Here is a 16,741-nt window from a genome sequence, read left to right as displayed (position 1 = left end):
GATGACAGCTTCCGAACGCCAGCCGCTGCTCGAAATCATGGGGATCAACAAGAGCTTCGGCGATCTACAGATCTTGAAGGCCTGCAGCCTGAATGTCTGCAGCCGCGAGACCATGGTCATTATCGGCCCGTCCGGATCCGGCAAATCGACCCTGTTGCGCTGCATCAATCTGCTCGAGCCGGCCGATGACGGCAATATCTTCTTCGAAGGCAATGACATTGCTCGCGAATTGCGCCACGCGCCGGATGTTCGCCGCCAGATCGGCATGGTGTTCCAGAATTTCGAACTCTTTCAACATCTGACTGCGATCGAAAACATCATGCTGGCGCCGATGAAGGTGCTGGGCATGAGCCGCAGCGATGCCCATGACGTCGCCATGGATCTTCTGAAGAAGGTGCGCATTCCGGAACGCGCCGATTTCTTCCCCGACGAACTTTCCGGCGGCCAACAGCAGCGCATCGCGATTGCGCGCGCGCTCGCCATGAAGCCGAAGCTGATGTTGTATGACGAGCCGACATCGGCACTGGATCCGGAAATGATCCGCGAAGTGCTGGACGTAATGGCCGAGCTCAGCAGCGAAGGCATGACCAGCATCGTGGTGACCCACGAAATGGGCTTCGCCAAGCGCGCGGCAGACCAGATCGTTTTCATGGAAAACGGCGAAGTGATCGAGAACGCCTCGCGCGATGCCTTTTTCGGCGGAACCGTCAATGAACGGGCCACACGCTTCCTCGACCAGATCCTGCACTAGGTGACACTACTAGGTAACATGCAATCATGACTAATAAGCCAGACATTGCCCGCATGAAGCGCGAGCTTGCGGAAATCATCGCCATTCGCAGCGAAAATCCGCCCGGCGGCGAGGCCGATGTCGCCGTCTATGTCGAGCGGCTTCTGAAGGATGAGGGCTTCTCGGTCTCTCTTACCGAATACAAGCCGGGACGGTTCAATGTCGAAGCCAGGCTGGAAAACGGTCCGGGTCCGGTCTTTGCCTTCAATACTCATATGGACACGGTGCCTGCCGGCGACGGCTGGACCTCCGATGCCTTCACGCTGCGGGAGGAAGACGGCAAGCTTTTTGGCCGCGGCGCCTGCGACTGCAAGGGGCCGCTGATCGCCATGATCGAAGCGATGCGGATGCTGGTGGCGGACCGCACGACATGGTCGGGCACGCTTCTCGGCGTTTTCGTCGGTGACGAAGAGATCGCCAGCGAAGGCGCCAAATATTATGCCGCGACCAAGCCGAAGATCGATTTTGCGGTGGTCGGCGAGCCGACATCCAACACGACCTATTCGGCCCACAAGGGCAGCCTGCGGCCGGTCGTGCGCGTTCATGGCGTCACCGCCCATTCCGGCACGCCGCATCTCGGCGACAATGCCATCTATCGTGCCGGCCAGCTTCTGACATTGATCGAGTCCTATCATAGCGAGGTCGTGCGCAAGCGGACGCATCCTCTGGTCGGCGAAGCGAGCCTGACTGTCACCCGCATTTCCGGTGGCCATGCGGACAACGTGCTTCCCGGCTCCTGCGACATGCTGCTCGACCGGCGCATGGTGCCGGGAGAAGACGAGGATGCGGTAAAACAGGAATTCGCCACTTTGCTCAAGGACGCCCATGATCGTTTCGGCGTGAAGGCCGAGATCGTCGATTACAAGGCGACCACCGGCAGCGCCACGGAAACGGCCGGTGACCATCCGGTCGTGCTCGCAAGTCTGGAAGCATGCAAGGAGAATGGCACGGCCGATCCCGGCCCTTTCGGGTTCCAGGGCGGCTGCGATCTGGTGCATTTCCGCTCGCTCGGCGCGCAGGGAACGGTGATCGGCCCCGGCAGTCTTTCTGTGGCCCATAAGGCGGACGAATTCGTGCCGCTGGACGAATTCGTCACCTGCAGCGTCATCTATCGCGACGTTGCCAGAAAGATGCTGCGGCCGAACCCATGAGAGCCTCCCTCCACAGAGCCATGCTGCGATATGGCGGCGGGCTTCTCCTTCATACGGCCTCGTCCGGTCCGGTCGGCGGTCTCGACACGCTTTACCTGAAGCTGGAGCATGGCCGGCATTCCGGGATCGGCGAAGTCCGCATCAATGTCGCCTATCTGAATGGCATCAGCCCGGAGACCTGCCTCGAAAAGGCCTTGGATGTCCTGGGCGGTATGGACTGGTCGATGGACCCCGCCGCGATGCAGGCCGAACTGGCCGCGCGGTCGGATGTGATCGCGCCGGTGCGGATGCTGATCGATATCGCCCTTCACGATCTGATCGCCCGCGAGACGGGTGTCACGGTCTCAACAATGCTCGGCGGAAGTGCTGCGCCGATCGTGCGTTACGCTACCAACCAGACCCTGTTCATATCCTCGACGGAACGGTTTCTGGCACAGGCCGAGACCTATGTGACACGCGGTTTCCGCGATCTGAAAGTGCGCGTCGGCGGTGGTGACTTTGCAGAGGACGTTGCGCGGCTTGCGGCCCTGCGCGATCGTTTCGGCGATGCGGTCAAGCTTGCGATCGATGCCAACGGTTCGTGGAGCGAGGCGCAAGCCACAGCAAATCTTCAGACACTCGCCCGCTTCGGTCTCGCCTATGTCGAGCAGCCGGTCGCGCCGGGTGACTGGGACATGCTGAACCGCCTGGCGGAGGCAAGCCCGCTGCCGCTGATGCTCGACGAGAGCGTTGCCACATCGGCGGATATCGATGCGATCATCGCCGCCAAGGGTCGTCTCTGGGCGCATCTGAAGCTGGTGAAACTTGGCGGCATTGCAGCGAGCCTTGCAGCCGCAAAACGGCTCTCGAGCGCAAAGATCCCGTTCATGGTCGGGCAGATGAACGAAGGCGCGGTTGCGACGGCGGCGGCACTTCATCTGAGCTACGCGGTCGGTCCCCGGTTTGCCGAGCTCTATGGCGCCGATGGTCTGGAGAATGATGCCGCGCAAGGGCTGGTCTATCTTGATGGCGGTGTCGAAGGACCTGCCACAACGGGTTTGGGTTTGGAATTCGATGCGTCGAAGGCGCGTCTGGTCAAGGAGTTTGAAGCATGAGCATTCCCAGCGATATCATCCAGGGACAGGAATCCGCCTTCCCGAAAGAAGAATATGCACGCCGGCAGGCATTCGCCCGCGAAGGGCTCGCAGCGGCAGGCCTCGACGCTCTGGTCGTCACCGGCCCGGAAAATATCTTTTACCTGACCGGCCAGCAGACGCCGGGTTATTACACGTTCCAGGCACTGATCCTGCCGGCCGATGGTGATCCGGTCTTCCTCATCCGCCAGCTCGAATATTTCAACTTCATCGCCAACACGTTCATTTCCGACGCTGTCGTCTACCAGGACGGCGAGGATCCGCTCGGCCTTCTGGTGAAGCTGATCGAAAGCCGCGGTCTGGCCTCCAAGCGGATTGCCATCGACAAGCGTGGCTGGTTCCTGCCGATCGCTGTCTATGAAGCGCTGCAGGCCCGGCTTGGCACGATCGGCGATGGCGCCGGCGTCATCGAGAAATTCCGCGCCATCAAGTCGCCGCTTGAAGTGGAGAAGCTTGAAAAGGCAGCAGCCTATGTCGACGAAGGCATGCGTGCCGGTCTCGCGGCCGTTCGCGTCGGCGCCACCGAGAACGATCTCGTCGCGGCGATGATGGGGTCTGCAATCGCTGCCGGCTCCGAATATCTCGGCATGGAGCCGCTCGTCTCGGTCGGCCCGCGCACCGGCGTGCCGCATGGAACCTGGCGCCGCCGCGCAATTGCGGCCGGCGATCCGGCATTCCTCGAAATGGCGGCCTGCCACGATCGTTACCACGCAGCCTTGATGCGCTCGGCCTGGATCGGCGAACCGCCAAAGGAAGCCGCCGATATGATGAAGGTCTGCCAGGAGGCGCTGCAGGTTTCCCTCGATGCCATCCGTCCGGGCGAGGCCTGCGAAGTGCCGCATATCGCCTGCCAGAAGGTTATCGATCGCGCCGGTTATACCGAAAACTTCAAGAAGCGCCTCGGCTACAGCGTCGGGATCTCGTTTGCGCCGGATTGGGGCGAGGGCGCGATCCTGAGCCTGAACGCAGGCGTCAAGACCGAGCTGCAGCCGGGCATGACCTTCCACCTGCCGCCGGCCCTGCGCATCTATGGCCGCTTCACGGTCGGTGTCAGCGAAACGATCGTCATCACCGAAACCGGTTATCGCGCACTCGGCACGATCGACCGCGATCTCCTGATCGTCTGAAACGATAGGATCGAACGGAGCTGACGATGGGCCTGATCCTCGTTTATCACGACACCGCAATCCCCGCGCTTTATGGCGCAGTTGCCGCTGCCATTGCGGCGGTCAGAGATTGCGACTTCATGCATGTCGCAGCCAGGTTCGACACCACACTTCATGCGGACGCGGAACAACATGTGATCGCGTCCGGCGGGCTGGCCGCAAGCGGGCTTTGCTGGTTCGAACGATTGTCGGGCAAGGCTGCATCGCCTGTTGCTTCCACCGATAAGGTCCTCGATGCGGCACGTCTCAACGACGTCGTCGTGCCGATCCATCCTGCATTTCTTGCTGACGCCAAGGTGCCGGCAGAACTCCTGTCCAGCGCATCGGCGCGGGGGATAAAAGTCGAAACGATCACGGCTTTCGACGATGGCGACTATTTCAGGGATGAAGTCACGCAGGCGGTGCTTGCCTGGCGAGATCGTTTCGGTCGCATCATTTTAAAGCAACCCGTTGCGGCAAAACCTGCCCAGATGGCCATCGGGCTGGTCGGAGCGGAGAGCGATCACCGGGATGTCTATCCGGCAGCGCTCGCAAGTCTTGCAGATGCGGCCGAAAGCCTCTCGATGTCGATCAATATACGATTCATCGATCCGGTCCTGTTCGCTCAGGTTGAAGATCCCGCAATTCTTGACGCCTATGCCGGAATTCTACTTCCCGGTGGGGCGGACATGAAGAACGTGGCGGGGCAGACATCCGTTGCGGCCTTCACACTTGAAAGCGGGCTTCCGACCGTCGGCCTGTGCCTCGGCATGCAGACCATGGCAACGGCCGTCGCATGGCGTACCTTTGGCCGCCGGAATGCCAATCTAGCCGAAGCCGATCCGCAAGCGGGGATCAAGACATTCATTGCGATGGCCGGCGAAGGCGATGCCGATGGGACGCTGCTGCCCGAACACCGAACGGGTGACCAGCAGACGATAGCCACGCCCGGCTCCCGACTGGCGTCTCTCATCGGTTGGGATGATGCCGTGCGCTGCAACCATCGCTTCAGACTGAATCCCGCCATCCTGCCGGATCTTGAGGCAAACGGCCTCAGCGTCACTGCCAGAGGTCTCTCGGGCTGCGTGGTGGATGCAGTCGAAGTGGCCGATCATCCGTTCTTCATGGGGATGCAAGGACATCCTGAATTGTCGTCGCGTCCCGGTCAGCCTCATCCGTTGCTGGTTGCCTTCCTGCAAGCGGCCGATCTCCGTCGTCGGACGGCGGCATAAGCCTTCATTCAATCAAAACAAATCAGAGGAAACCCCATGCGATCGCTTTTTCACCTCGCCTACCACGTCACCGATCTCGACGAGACCCGCCGCTTTTATGGCGGCGTTCTTGGCTGCAAAGAGGGGCGCAGCACCGATACCTGGGTCGATTTCGATTTCTTCGGGCATCAGATTTCCATGCATCTCGGCAAACCGTTCGAGACGACGCGCACCGGCAAGGTCGGTAATCACACGGTGATGATGCCGCATCTCGGTGTCGTTCTGGAGCTTGATGTCTGGCTGGCGCTCGCCAAGCGCCTTGAAGATGCCGGTATCACTTTCGACATACCGCCGGTCGTACGTTTCGAAGGCGAGCCAGGCGAACAGCGCACGATGTTCTTCTTCGATCCGAGCGGCAATCCGATCGAGGTCAAGGGCTTCAAGGATTTCGACAGCGTATTCGCGCACTGACAGGAAAGAATGGAGGCGGCCCGATGATTGCGCTTGTAACGCGAATGCCCGAGGAGGCGGAACGGCTGTGGCTGGGTGTGCTGTCGGCGAACATGCCCGGCGAAACGATCATTCCCTTCCGGCAGCTTGACGAGGCATCGCGATCCAAGGTCGATATCGCGATCGTTGCAAATCCGGATCCGGCAGATATCGCGCTGCTGCCCGGGCTGAAATGGATCCATAGCGTCTGGGCCGGTGTCGAACGGCTGGTCGGCGAACTCGGTGAGAGCAACCTGCCGATCGTTCGCCTGGTCGATCCACAGCTCAGCCAGACGATGGCTGAAGCGGTGCTGGCCTGGACGTATTACCTGTTCCGCGACATGCCGGCCTATGCCCGTTTCCAGCGACACCATGTCTGGCAGCAGATCGCCTACAGGCGTCCGCAGGCTGTGACGGTCGGTCTTCTCGGCCTTGGTGCCCTCGGTGCCGCGGCAGCCGGTCGCCTCAAGGAGGCGGGCTTCAATGTGATCGGCTGGAGCCGCGGGACGAAAGTCGTCGATGGGATTGAAACCTTTGACGGCGGGGCTGGCCTCAAAGAGGTAATCGGCCGGTCCGATATCCTGATCTGCCTCCTCCCTCTGACAGAAGAGACACGCGGTCTGCTGAATGCCGAACGGCTTGCTCTGTTGCCGCAAGATGCCTCTCTGATCAACTTCGCACGGGGGCCGATCGTGGTCGGTGATGACCTTATCAAGGCACTTGACGCAGGTGCGATGAAACATGCGGTCCTCGATGTGTTCGATGTCGAGCCGCTTCCGACCGAAGCGATCTACTGGGATCATCCGGGCATTACCGTCCTGCCGCATATCTCTGCGCCAACGGACCGCGACACGGCCGCGGCAATCGTTGCCGGAAACATCAGGACGTATCGGGAGACGTCTAAGCTTCCATCCACTGTCGACCTCACGCGCGGATACTGACGTGTCCGCATCATGGCGCCATCCGGCGATCACAACCTATCTTTTTGGGAATTGAATGAACATGATCTCTTCTGAACGCATCGTTTATGTCGACGGACAATATTGCCCCGAATCGCAGGGCAAGGTCTCGATCTTTGACCGCGGCTACCTGTTTGCCGACGCAATCTATGAAGTCACCTGCGTAATCGGCGGCAAACTCGTCGATTTCAATGGGCATATGGCCCGGCTCCAGCGTTCCTTGAAGGAGCTCGACATGCCGGTGCCGATGAGCAGCGACGAGCTGCTGGCCATCCATCGCAAACTGGTCATCGACAACAAGGTCGACGAAGGTCTGATCTATATGCAGATTTCCCGCGGCAATGCCGACCGGGATTTCAACTTTCCGTCGAAGGATACGCCACCAGTCGTCGTGATGTTTACTCAGTCGCGACCGGTGCTCGAGAGCCCGCTTGCCAAGCGCGGCCTCAAGGTCATCTCGCTGCCCGATATCCGTTGGGGTCGCCGTGACATCAAGACCGTGCAGCTTCTCTATCCTTCAATGGCGAAGAATGCCGCAAACGAGGTCGGTGCGGACGATGCCTGGCTCGTGCAGGATGGTTTTGTCACCGAGGCTTCCTCCGCCAATGCCTATATCGTCACCGCCGATGGCAAGATCATCACGCGTGGGCTGTCGGCTGATATTCTTCATGGCATCACACGCGCAGCTGTTCTCGGATTTGCGCAGGAAGCCGGCTACATTCTGGAAGAACGCCCGTTCACCATTGCCGAAGCACTTGAGGCGAAGGAAGCCTTCATCACCTCTGCGACATCCTTCGTTATGTCCGTCCTGTCGATCGACGGGCATGTGATTGGCGACGGAAGGATTGGCCCCGTCAGCAGCCGCCTGCGGGAAATCTACATCGGCAAGGCCGTTGGCGCGCGGATTTAAAAGAAGCAGACTATTGCCGGGCAAGCCACCGGCACCAAGCAACGGGAACCGGTGGCCTGGTCTGCAGTCAAAACCTACCGCGTCTCACGCGTAAGAAACGTCAGGTCGGCTGTCAGAAGGCGCTCGCTTGTGAAATCGACGAAAACTCTCACCTTGGGTGACAGGTGTCGGTTTGATGGCCAGACAAGATGGAAACGTGCCGGGCCATCCAGATAGTCTCCGAGGATCGATACCATCTGGCCATTTGCGATAGGTGATCTCGCAAGAAAGTCTGGCATGCAGCCGATCCCGAGACCGCTCATCGTTGCGCCGCGTAATGCCTCCATGTTGTTGCAGGTGATGATGGTCCGTGGTTTAGGATCTTCGTGATCGGCCACTGAAGAAAACGGCCAATCCTGGACCTTGCCGCTATTCGGGAAGCGGAAACGGATTGCCAGATGGTTTTCCAGTTCGCGCGGATGCTGGGGGACACCAAAGCGTTCCAGGTAGGAAGGCGCGGCACATAACGCCATCTGGAATGGTCGAATTGATCGCGACATCAGTCTTGAATCTGCCAAATCACCGCTGCGGATTGCGACGTCCACGCCTTCCTCAATGAGATCGACGATACGATCGGTGAAATCCAGATCCAGCTCGACTTCGGGATAGAGTGCAACGAATTCCGGGATGAGGGGCAGAAGCAGGTGATAGCTCACCAGTGGAATACTAACCCTTAGCCGGCCTCTGGGAGCCGAGACGGCCCTTGTGAGAGACGCTTGGGCATCGTCCAGATCATCCAGAATTCGCCGGCACCGCTCGTAAAAATCCTTGCCTTCTTCGGTGAGCCGAAGGCTCCGGGTAGAGCGCTGAAGTAGTCGGGCTCCAAGCTGCCTTTCCAGGCTGGAAACAGATTTTCCAACCGCTGACGCCGATATACCCAAGGCCTTTGCTGCGGCGGAAAAGCTGCCGCGATCAGCGGTTCTCACAAAAGCTGTCAGACCATTCCACTGATCCATCGCAATCTCATCCGATCGTTTTACTCCGGAATACCCGGAATTTGCCATCCATAATCTTCCCGATCCAAACCCAGTATCTTCAATGGCGGCGTGATGTCCATCGAGACTTCAGACGACACGCGCCGCCATCACGTTCTTTATCGGTGGAAATTATGGACAACACGACTATCGAGCGGCCTCGGCCACTGGCAATCCGGCTCATCATACTCTTTGCGATCTGCTGCTCATCAGCGGCCATGCCTTTGACTTTCACAGGCCCTGCAGTGGCGCTTACGGCTATCAGCCGCTCCCTGGGGGGAGACCCATCTTCGCTTGCCTGGATCACCAATGCCTTCATGCTCACTTTCGGCAGTACGCTGATGGTGTTTGGCGCCCTTGCCGACAGCTATGGCCGCAAGCGCGTCTACCTGCTGGGCCTCGTGGCTTTTGGTGTATTTTCCGCGGCCTTGGCCTTGGCACCCAATATTGTCGCATTTGACATCTTGCGGGCGCTTCAAGGTTTTGGCGCAGCTGCGGCCTTCGCCAGTGGCATGGCGTCGCTCGCGCAGGAGTTTGCCGGAACCGCACGCATGCGAGCCTTCAGCCTAGTGGGCGCGAGCTTCGGCGTCGGTTTGGCATTTGGGCCTATAGCTTCGGGCCTGATGGTCGAGACATTCGGGTGGCCTTCCATCTTTATCCCAGTTGTCGGGTTGGTCATCATCGCACTACCGCTTGGAGCACTTTTCCTCTTGGAAACGCGCAATCCGGATGCATCGTCGCTTGACTGGATGGGTGCAGCTTCGTTCACGCTCGCGCTGACATTGTTCACCTACGCTGTCCTGCGGGCGCCTGGAACAGGATGGTCTGATCCGATCGTCATCGTTTCGCTCGGCGGCGCGGCATTGCTGATGTTTATCTTTTATCGTGTTGAGCGGTCGGTAAAGCAGCCGATGCTTGATCTGACCCTCTTCCAATATCCCCGCTTTGTGGGCGTCCAGCTCCTGGCTGCAGCGCCAGCCTATGCGTTCGTGGTTCTCCTGGTGCTTCTTCCCATCCGCTTCGTCGGCATCGAAGGCATGGATGAAGTTGCCGCGGGAAAACTTATGATCGCGCTGTCCGGTCCCCTGCTGGTGCTTCCCATAGCTGCAGGTCTTCTGACCCGCTGGTTTTCTGCAGCCGTCATTTGCAGCATCGGCCTGCTGGTCTCGGCCATTGGCCTTTTCTGGCTGAGTGAGACGACAATCGGCGCGCAAGCATCCGTCATCATGTGGCCGCTACTCTTGATCGGTATCGGTATCAGCCTGCCATGGGGGCTCATGGATGGCCTTGCTGTCAGTGTGGTCCCGAAGGAGCGCGCTGGCATGGCAACGGGCATATTCAGCACCACGCGTGTCGCTGGCGAGGGCGTCGCCTTGGCAATCGTCACCGCTGCTTTATCGGCCTTGACACAGAACAGCCTTGTCGGAATGGCCGACGCGCAAACGGCTCTGGCAGCCCAACGCCTGGTCACTGGTGATCTGAACGGTGCGGCCGAGGCCATTCCGCTTGTTTCGAAAGCCGCGATAACGCAGCACTACGGCGAGGCATTCACTGTACTCCTCATGCTCCTGGGGTCAGTGACCATCGCGACGGCTATCGTTGTCATGCTTGTCCTTCGCAAGCAGCATGATGGCGATACACGTGCCGAAATTTCTGGTTGTGAGAGCGCAGCAAGTTCTTGAGAACGACGGAGTTGGCGGAGGCAATGGCACATCCTTCCGCCGACCTCATGAAAGCCCTGCCGACGAAAGCTTCTATAACGACCGGCCCGTGGTTCGCATCGCATCAAGGCATGGAAGCCTGAGGGAGCCGTGCCGGGGCAACGCTCAGAGCGCCGAGGTGAAATCGGCGCTCTCCTAGCCCTAATATCAGCTGGAAGCCTTCGGGGTTGATGGCTCGTTTTCCGGCGCGAGTACAGGGTCGGGAGACCTTCCAGCGGTGGCGGTTCGGTTTCGCCCAGCCTCCTTCGCTCGGTATAGAGCTTTGTCGGCTTCGGACAATATGCGTGAGGGCTCTTGGGCCTGCGAGCTGTCTGCAACACCAATGCTCACGGTTATTCGGATCGCCCCGGCGCCAATGTTTATCGGGGTTGCTTCGACAGCCTTCCTCAAAATCTCTGCTCGCTCGTACCCGGCATCTACCTCGGTTGCATGCAGAATGACGACGAACTCTTCGCCGCCGAGACGGAAGGCCTGATCTCTTTTCGGCAGCACATCAACGATCGTTGAAGCAAGCGTATGCAGGACGATATCGCCTGCGTCATGACCGTATGTGTCATTGACGTGTTTAAAATGATCGACGTCGATCGCCAGAACGGAATAGGCGGATAGCCGTCCAGAAAGCGAGGCCGACGTCTCGAAGAATGCACGCTTGTTGCCAAGTGACGTCAGCGCGTCGATGTAAGCTTCGTTTCGCCACTGCACCTCTCTGCCGAAATAGCGGCGCTCACGCTCGACAAACCGGCCGAGGATCAAGGCTGCGGCAAGCGACCCTCCCAGGGCCGCCGGGTATGTTCGCAGGAAATGAGCACTCCCCTGACCTGAAGGCATTACAAGCAGCAGAAGCGCCAATCCGGAAACCATCATGCCCAGGATGACCAGACTTACGATCTTCATCCCAAGACGGGGATAGACAAGAAAGTGCCAGAATAGCCCTATCGCGCCGGCAAGCATCGTGGGCCTGACAGTGTCCATGAATTCGATATTCGTCAGCTGGTTTATGCCGATGGCTGCGATCGCAGTCGCAGTCAGAAACGAACCTATGCCCCCGAAGGCGGCTGAAAAGGCCAGAAATAGAGAACGGCCGTTGAGCATTGTCCCGTCAGCCAGGATGACCGGGGTGATCATAGCGGCGCAAGCGGCAAGGCCATAGGGCATTCCCTTGGCAATTGTCATCACTCGCGGCGAAATAGTCAGGCGTTCGATGCTGCCGACGGAAATCCCGATAAGGCCCATAAGGCCAAGAATGTGAATGAGGAGGCCGACCAGCGACATTGTTTAGTTCCAGTCCAATGGACTCTTCCATACGACCGAAGTCACTCCGGCAAGTTAACTTGGCAGAATGGCCATGCGTTTGAGTCAATAGTCGGTAAATCCGAATTTATGCATATCTAATATATTGATTGCGTGACGTAATTCCGATTTTCGGTCGCCAGTTCAATCGTTCGGCAATCTTCTCTGAATAGGCTGCCCCCACAAACGGGGCTACCTCATAATGGGAATTCAGATCCGCCTGGCGGAAATCATCGAGGCGCTGAGCAAGGCGCTTGACATGACCGAGGGCCAGCCAGAAGGTCACTGCATCCGGTGTTGCTACATCGGGGCGCATATCGGCCGCGAGATCGGTCTTGATGACGATCAGCTACGCGACCTCTATTATACGCTTCTGCTCAAAGATCTTGGCTGCAGCAGCAATGCGGCGCGCATTTGCGAACTCTATCTAGCGGACGATCTGAGCTTCAAGCATGACTTCAAGCTGGTCGACGGTAGCCTGAGCCAGGTGCTGCGTTTTGTTATCGGCCACACCGGCATGCAGGCCGGGCTGGCGGAGCGGTTCCGCAGCATCCTTAACATCCTGCAGAATGGCGGGGAACTTTCGACAGAACTCATCCAGACCCGCTGCCAGCGTGGGGCGGAGATCGCCCGTCAGATGCGGTTTTCCGAAGATGTCGCGCAGGGCATTCTGGGGCTTGATGAGCACTGGAACGGCGGTGGAAAGCCAGCGGGGATCGCTGGCGGTCAGATCCCGTTGTTTTCCCGGATAGCCCTGCTTGCCCAGGTGATCGACATTTTTCACATCAGCGGCGGCCAGAGAAGTGCGATCAGGGAGATCAGCAAGCGCAAAGCTGCGTGGTTCGATCCGTCGCTTGTCGAAGCCTTTGTCGCTGTCGCCGAACGCCCGGAGTTCTGGAGGACCCTGGGTGCCAAGGATCTGGAGGCGATCGTGCTTGCCTCGGAGCCGGGACAGCATGCGATCCTGGCGGATGACGATTATCTCGATGATATTGCCGCCGGCTTCGCCAAGGTTATCGACGCGAAGAGCCCTTACACTTCAGGGCATAGCGATCGAGTTGCTCTTTTTACCGATCTGATCGCGGAAGAAATGGGCATCGATTTTGAAGCCCGGCGGCTTCTCAAGCGAGCAGCACTGCTTCATGACATCGGCAAGCTTGGCGTGAGCAACAACGTCCTCGACAAGCCGGGTAAACTTGACGACGGCGAGTGGCTGCAGATGAAGCGGCACGCCGAATTTTCGGAACACATCCTCTCTACGATCGGGGCGTTTTCAGACGCGGCGCAGATTGGCGGAGCACATCACGAACGGCTCGATGGGCGAGGCTATCCACGCGGATTGAGCGCAGACGATATCCCGATGGAAGTGAGGATCGTTTCCACAGCGGACGTTTTCGACGCGCTCACGGCAGATCGACCCTATCGGCCAGCCATGCCAATCGCCAAAGCTTTCGCAATCCTCTGGGAGGGGGCGGGGCAGTCACATGATCCTATCTGCATTGAGGCACTGGAACGGGCACTGGCCAAAACCTCGCTCGGGCAGGATGGCGGCCAGCCTCTCTGGGCAGAGCTTCGAAAGGACGCGCAAGCGGCTTAGCTTCGCCTGCGGGCTGTTCGGTCAGGCTGCTGAGCGCCGCCGAACCACCTTTGTTGCGGTCACTATGCCCCGTAACCAATTTTCCCTAACAACACTCGAAAAATAACCCCGCAGCTGCCGAAGAGCTTTTGTTTGTACCTTGGCGTCGATCTCACGGGAAGCGACCCGGGCTATGAAGTCGTTCTGCGCTGAACCGTCTGCCGACGCTTTCCAGTAGTCGCATCGGGGAATTGCCGCCGCATAACTCGATACCGGCTGAGTAATCTGAGGTGTCAAAGGTGTGTTCGGCGGGCGCCTAAGGTCCGCTGGTTGCATTATTTCTTCTTCTCTTGATCACGGTGCCACTTGATTGCGAAGAACATACCCGTGCCTAACACAATAAGCTTCAACGGAAAGAAGACCAAGGGGAACCAATCTACCCAATCCATTTTGAATATCTCCAGCCTGTTATTTGATACTAACTATCGTGAAACGCACGATCTCAAGACAGCTGCTTTAGCAGCTTCAGTTTTTGTTCAATCCATCGTCTAATCTCACTTCCATCATAAAACTCCGACCAAATGGCATGATTGGGCTTGCCCCATGTTTCCGCAGTTTGTTTAGACGATCACCCGGGCAAGCGGGGCCGCTTGGGTGACAAGACCGGCAAGCTGGTTCAATCCGTCCTCAAGATCGCTGCGGTCGGACGCAACACCGAGGGATATTCGCACCGCCTCCGTCGTACACTTGCCCACGGCAAACGCAGAGCTTGGAACGATGAGCACGCCCGCGCGCACCGCCGCCTCGACCAGGTCGTCAGCGCGCTGGCCGCGGGGTAACCGAAGCCAGACGTGGTGGCCGAACATGTTGGCGGAGCGATCGAAGGCGCCGAGCAGCGACGATGCAAGCATCTGCCTTTTCAGCGTTTCGCGTCTGATGGCCGCCGTCACGTCCGCCAGTGTCCCGTCCATTATCCAGTTGGCTGCGAGTGCTGACATGAGCGGAGGCGCCATCAGCATCATGGCTCTGGTAACAGATGCGAGTTGCAGGGCATCTGTTGCTTTGGGCACGAGGACGTAGGCAACTCGCAATGCCGGTGTCGCACACTTGGAAAGTGTCGAAATATGCCACGTCGCCTCCGGCATGAGATCCGCAAAGCTGCGGCTCGGCGCCTCAAGCAGGGGCCCGTAAGGATCATCTTCTACGATCATCACGCCGTATCGGCGCGCAATGTCCACAATAGCCGCACGTCGTGGTTCGGTCATCGTCGCGGCTGTCGGGTTGTCGATATTGGGGATCACGTAGAGAAGCTTTGGTGGCCTGATCCGGCAACTGCGCTCGAAATCCTCGGGTAACAGTCCCTCGTCATCCATTGCGATCGGATCGATTACCAAGCGCATTTGAGATGCGACAGCCTTCAAGCCGGGATAGGTGAATTCACCGGCCGCGATGACGTCACCTCGAGACAGCAAAAGCTCACAGGTGGAAAAAAGCGCAGTCTGGGCTCCAGCCGCAACAACGATACGATCGAAATTCGCGTTCTCGATACGCTGCTTGAGCCATCTGGTCGCTGCTTGCCTATCCGGTTCTGCACCGGCGCTATCCTGATAATGCAAGTTCAACAGTCCCTTGCCGTTTGCAAGCACTGCACCAACCCCTTTGGGCATCAACCGCTGAAAATCGATGTCCTCCGGCTGGCATGGAATGTTCATGCTGAGGTCGAGTGCTGCGGGACGAACCTTCGAGATACGCTCGCTCGAATGGTCCCTTACGAAGGTTCCCCTGCCGATTTGCGCTTCAATAAGTCCACGGCGATGTGCTTCGTTGAAGGCCCGGGTTACCGTTGTCAGGTCGACGCCAAGCGCTTCGGCAATGGAACGCTGCGGCGGCAATCGTTCACCAGCCGCAATGATACCGGCCTGGATGTCCTGCTCCAGGGCATCCGCCAGGCCGATGTATTTTATACGGCCGCCGCCGACAATTCGTGCATTCCACATGAGCTGAGCCGATAATGTATGGTCAATAATACATACAATTTACATACCATCCATACATTCAGCAATGAAGCATAATTTCATGCGTGCGCGAAATGTCGCAGACGACCGGGTCCTAGGCAGGGATCTGGGGCGTTTCTGAATCTGGTGGAGTGCAATGTCGTCGCTACAGGATCGACAAGATCGCACTCCGCAGCGGCCAACATATGGAAAACTATGCTCAGGTAGTTTTATTGAACGGTTCCACCGAACTGACATGGCCACCTCAACAGGCAAATACCGTTATGCAGTGGATTAGCTTCCATCGATCCGTGTGTTGACGCCGGTTTCACGATCTCCATCTTTTTACCGAGAAATTGAATAATAGTTGCACCGCATGTTCATCCTTGACTTGAGTATCGATATATCCCACGCAATATATCGAATTGTTCCATGGGATGGCGCTGTGCTCAAAAACCTCACCTATTTTGTTGCACTGGCGGAGGAGAAGAACTTTGCGCGCGCTGCCGAAGCGTGCCGGGTTGCGCAACCGACATTATCGATTGCGATCCGCAATCTCGAAAGCGACCTAGCAGCGCCATTGGTGATCCGCGGCAACCGCTTCGCCGGTCTGACTGCGGAGGGTGAGCTTGCGCTGCAATGGAGCCGCAGGATTCTGCTCGACTATCAAAGCATGCTGCGGGACCTGAGCGGTGATCTTCGAAGTGTAAGCGGTGCGATTAAACTGGGCGTCATTCCAACGCTAGTTCCATATGCCGCGCGCGTGGCCACACACTTTCGCGATCGTCATCCCGAAGCTTCGATAGATATTGCGACTATGGACGAACGGGCGATCCGGCGCGGTTTGGATGGGTTCGAGCTTGATGGCGCGATCACCTATATGGATGGTGACGGTTTGGAGAGCGTCTGCTCGGTTCCTCTTTATGACGAAAGGCATGTCCTGATCTGCAACACGAATCATCCTCTTGCCGCCCGCTCTTCCATGATGTGGCACGAAACGCTTGGCGAGCAGGTCTGTCTTCTGGAAGGAGATACGACCGCTGAAAGAATATCGTGTGGCGTATCTGTCGGTGGCCGTATGCGGTCCACGCCGTTGATAACGGTCAATTCTTTTACGCAACTCTGCTCGCGTGTCCGCAAGGGGGCTTGGTGCGGCATCGTGCCCTATGGTTTTGTCCAGGATCTCGATGACGAGCTGGATTTTCGCCTGATCGAATTGAGAGGGGCGAATAACGGCCAGACGGTTGGTTTTGTGAGTTCGCAACGGCTGGAACCGTCGCCGGTGACGCGATCCCTGATCCTGGCTGCGGAGGAAACATCAGGTTTCGCTCGTCTTGCCAGATGCACGGAATGATGAGG

Annotated in this window: 14 protein-coding genes; 11 read left to right on the top strand and 3 right to left on the bottom strand. The window is 58.3% G+C overall.

The annotated features are described in order from the left end of the window. Position 1: 1 nt before the first annotated feature. From AC2GXZ_RS25895 to AC2GXZ_RS25860, 8 genes are read left to right on the top strand one after another with little or no spacing between them, the layout of a single operon-like run. Entirely contained in the window at positions 2-751 is a 750-nt protein-coding gene (locus AC2GXZ_RS25895; protein ID WP_483762116.1) for an amino acid ABC transporter ATP-binding protein, read from the top strand. A gap of 26 nt (positions 752-777) precedes the next feature. Beyond that, a complete protein-coding gene (locus AC2GXZ_RS25890) occupies positions 778-1,941 on the top strand; it encodes a M20 family metallopeptidase (protein ID WP_483762115.1) in 1,164 nt (387 codons plus the stop codon). Beyond that, on the top strand, positions 1,938-3,035 hold the full coding sequence (locus AC2GXZ_RS25885; RefSeq protein WP_483762114.1) for a mandelate racemase/muconate lactonizing enzyme family protein: 1,098 nt from the start codon (positions 1,938-1,940) through the stop codon (positions 3,033-3,035). Before AC2GXZ_RS25890 ends, AC2GXZ_RS25885 begins: the two co-directional genes overlap by 4 nt. After that, complete coding sequence (locus AC2GXZ_RS25880; RefSeq protein ID WP_483762113.1) at positions 3,032-4,201, top strand: M24 family metallopeptidase; 1,170 nt, start codon at positions 3,032-3,034, stop codon at positions 4,199-4,201. The genes AC2GXZ_RS25885 and AC2GXZ_RS25880 overlap by 4 nt, the downstream gene beginning before the upstream one ends. A gap of 26 nt (positions 4,202-4,227) precedes the next feature. Continuing rightward, complete coding sequence (locus AC2GXZ_RS25875) at positions 4,228-5,451, top strand: glutamine amidotransferase-related protein (protein WP_483762112.1); 1,224 nt, start codon at positions 4,228-4,230, stop codon at positions 5,449-5,451. A gap of 36 nt (positions 5,452-5,487) precedes the next feature. After that, the gene (locus AC2GXZ_RS25870) at positions 5,488-5,901 is read left to right on the top strand and encodes a VOC family protein (RefSeq protein WP_483762111.1); all 414 of its coding nucleotides are present in this window, start codon (positions 5,488-5,490) and stop codon (positions 5,899-5,901) included. A gap of 23 nt (positions 5,902-5,924) precedes the next feature. Further along, positions 5,925-6,860, top strand: a complete 936-nt coding sequence (locus tag AC2GXZ_RS25865) for a 2-hydroxyacid dehydrogenase (protein ID WP_483762110.1) — start codon at positions 5,925-5,927, stop codon at positions 6,858-6,860. Between the two features lie 55 nt (positions 6,861-6,915). Continuing rightward, positions 6,916-7,788, top strand: coding sequence for a D-amino-acid transaminase (locus AC2GXZ_RS25860; protein WP_483762109.1), 873 nt, complete (start codon positions 6,916-6,918; stop codon positions 7,786-7,788). 74 nt (positions 7,789-7,862) lie between these two features. Here the strand turns inward: AC2GXZ_RS25860 and AC2GXZ_RS25855 are convergent, their stop codons facing one another. Further along, the gene (locus tag AC2GXZ_RS25855) at positions 7,863-8,783 is read right to left on the bottom strand and encodes a LysR family transcriptional regulator (protein WP_483762108.1); all 921 of its coding nucleotides are present in this window, start codon (positions 8,781-8,783) and stop codon (positions 7,863-7,865) included. Positions 8,784-8,935: 152 nt separating this feature from the next. On the opposite strand from AC2GXZ_RS25855, the gene AC2GXZ_RS25850 reads away from it, so the two are divergent. Beyond that, on the top strand, positions 8,936-10,483 hold the full coding sequence (locus tag AC2GXZ_RS25850) for an MFS transporter (protein WP_483762232.1): 1,548 nt from the start codon (positions 8,936-8,938) through the stop codon (positions 10,481-10,483). Positions 10,484-10,669: 186 nt separating this feature from the next. On the opposite strand, the gene AC2GXZ_RS25845 is transcribed toward AC2GXZ_RS25850, so the two are convergent. Next, on the bottom strand, positions 10,670-11,794 hold the full coding sequence (locus AC2GXZ_RS25845) for a GGDEF domain-containing protein (RefSeq protein WP_483762107.1): 1,125 nt from the start codon (positions 11,792-11,794) through the stop codon (positions 10,670-10,672). 220 nt (positions 11,795-12,014) lie between these two features. Here AC2GXZ_RS25845 and AC2GXZ_RS25840 point away from each other — a divergent pair, with 220 nt between their 5' ends. Continuing rightward, positions 12,015-13,409 (top strand): HD-GYP domain-containing protein, encoded by a 1,395-nt coding sequence (locus AC2GXZ_RS25840; protein WP_483762106.1) that lies wholly within the window; start codon positions 12,015-12,017, stop codon positions 13,407-13,409. A gap of 599 nt (positions 13,410-14,008) precedes the next feature. Here AC2GXZ_RS25840 and AC2GXZ_RS25835 read toward each other — a convergent pair. After that, positions 14,009-15,385 (bottom strand): aminotransferase-like domain-containing protein, encoded by a 1,377-nt coding sequence (locus AC2GXZ_RS25835; RefSeq protein WP_483762105.1) that lies wholly within the window; start codon positions 15,383-15,385, stop codon positions 14,009-14,011. Between the two features lie 373 nt (positions 15,386-15,758). Between AC2GXZ_RS25835 and AC2GXZ_RS25830 the strand changes: the two genes are divergently transcribed. Then, entirely contained in the window at positions 15,759-16,736 is a 978-nt protein-coding gene (locus AC2GXZ_RS25830; protein ID WP_483762104.1) for a LysR family transcriptional regulator, read from the top strand. Positions 16,737-16,741 lie beyond the last annotated feature (5 nt).

The organism is Aliirhizobium sp. YIM B11859, from assembly GCF_057163345.1.
Note: the sequence above shows the minus strand (reverse complement) of the source record. Positions and strands in the feature narration are given on the sequence as shown.

Excerpts from the sequence above, each read along its gene's own strand:
- AC2GXZ_RS25870 (WP_483762111.1), top strand. The coding sequence starts at position 5,488 with ATGCGATCGCTTTTTCACCTCGCCTACCACGTCACCGATCTCGACGAG.
- AC2GXZ_RS25840 (WP_483762106.1), top strand. The coding sequence starts at position 12,015 with ATGGGAATTCAGATCCGCCTGGCGGAAATCATCGAGGCGCTGAGCAAG.
- AC2GXZ_RS25830 (WP_483762104.1), top strand. The coding sequence starts at position 15,759 with ATGTTCATCCTTGACTTGAGTATCGATATATCCCACGCAATATATCGA.
- AC2GXZ_RS25865 (WP_483762110.1), top strand. The coding sequence starts at position 5,925 with ATGATTGCGCTTGTAACGCGAATGCCCGAGGAGGCGGAACGGCTGTGG.
- AC2GXZ_RS25855 (WP_483762108.1), bottom strand. The coding sequence starts at position 8,783 with ATGGATCAGTGGAATGGTCTGACAGCTTTTGTGAGAACCGCTGATCGC.
- AC2GXZ_RS25845 (WP_483762107.1), bottom strand. The coding sequence starts at position 11,794 with ATGTCGCTGGTCGGCCTCCTCATTCACATTCTTGGCCTTATGGGCCTT.
- AC2GXZ_RS25895 (WP_483762116.1), top strand. The coding sequence starts at position 2 with ATGACAGCTTCCGAACGCCAGCCGCTGCTCGAAATCATGGGGATCAAC.
- AC2GXZ_RS25875 (WP_483762112.1), top strand. The coding sequence starts at position 4,228 with ATGGGCCTGATCCTCGTTTATCACGACACCGCAATCCCCGCGCTTTAT.
- AC2GXZ_RS25885 (WP_483762114.1), top strand. The coding sequence starts at position 1,938 with ATGAGAGCCTCCCTCCACAGAGCCATGCTGCGATATGGCGGCGGGCTT.
- AC2GXZ_RS25835 (WP_483762105.1), bottom strand. The coding sequence starts at position 15,385 with ATGTGGAATGCACGAATTGTCGGCGGCGGCCGTATAAAATACATCGGC.
- AC2GXZ_RS25850 (WP_483762232.1), top strand. The coding sequence starts at position 8,936 with ATGGACAACACGACTATCGAGCGGCCTCGGCCACTGGCAATCCGGCTC.
- AC2GXZ_RS25890 (WP_483762115.1), top strand. The coding sequence starts at position 778 with ATGACTAATAAGCCAGACATTGCCCGCATGAAGCGCGAGCTTGCGGAA.
- AC2GXZ_RS25860 (WP_483762109.1), top strand. The coding sequence starts at position 6,916 with ATGAACATGATCTCTTCTGAACGCATCGTTTATGTCGACGGACAATAT.
- AC2GXZ_RS25880 (WP_483762113.1), top strand. The coding sequence starts at position 3,032 with ATGAGCATTCCCAGCGATATCATCCAGGGACAGGAATCCGCCTTCCCG.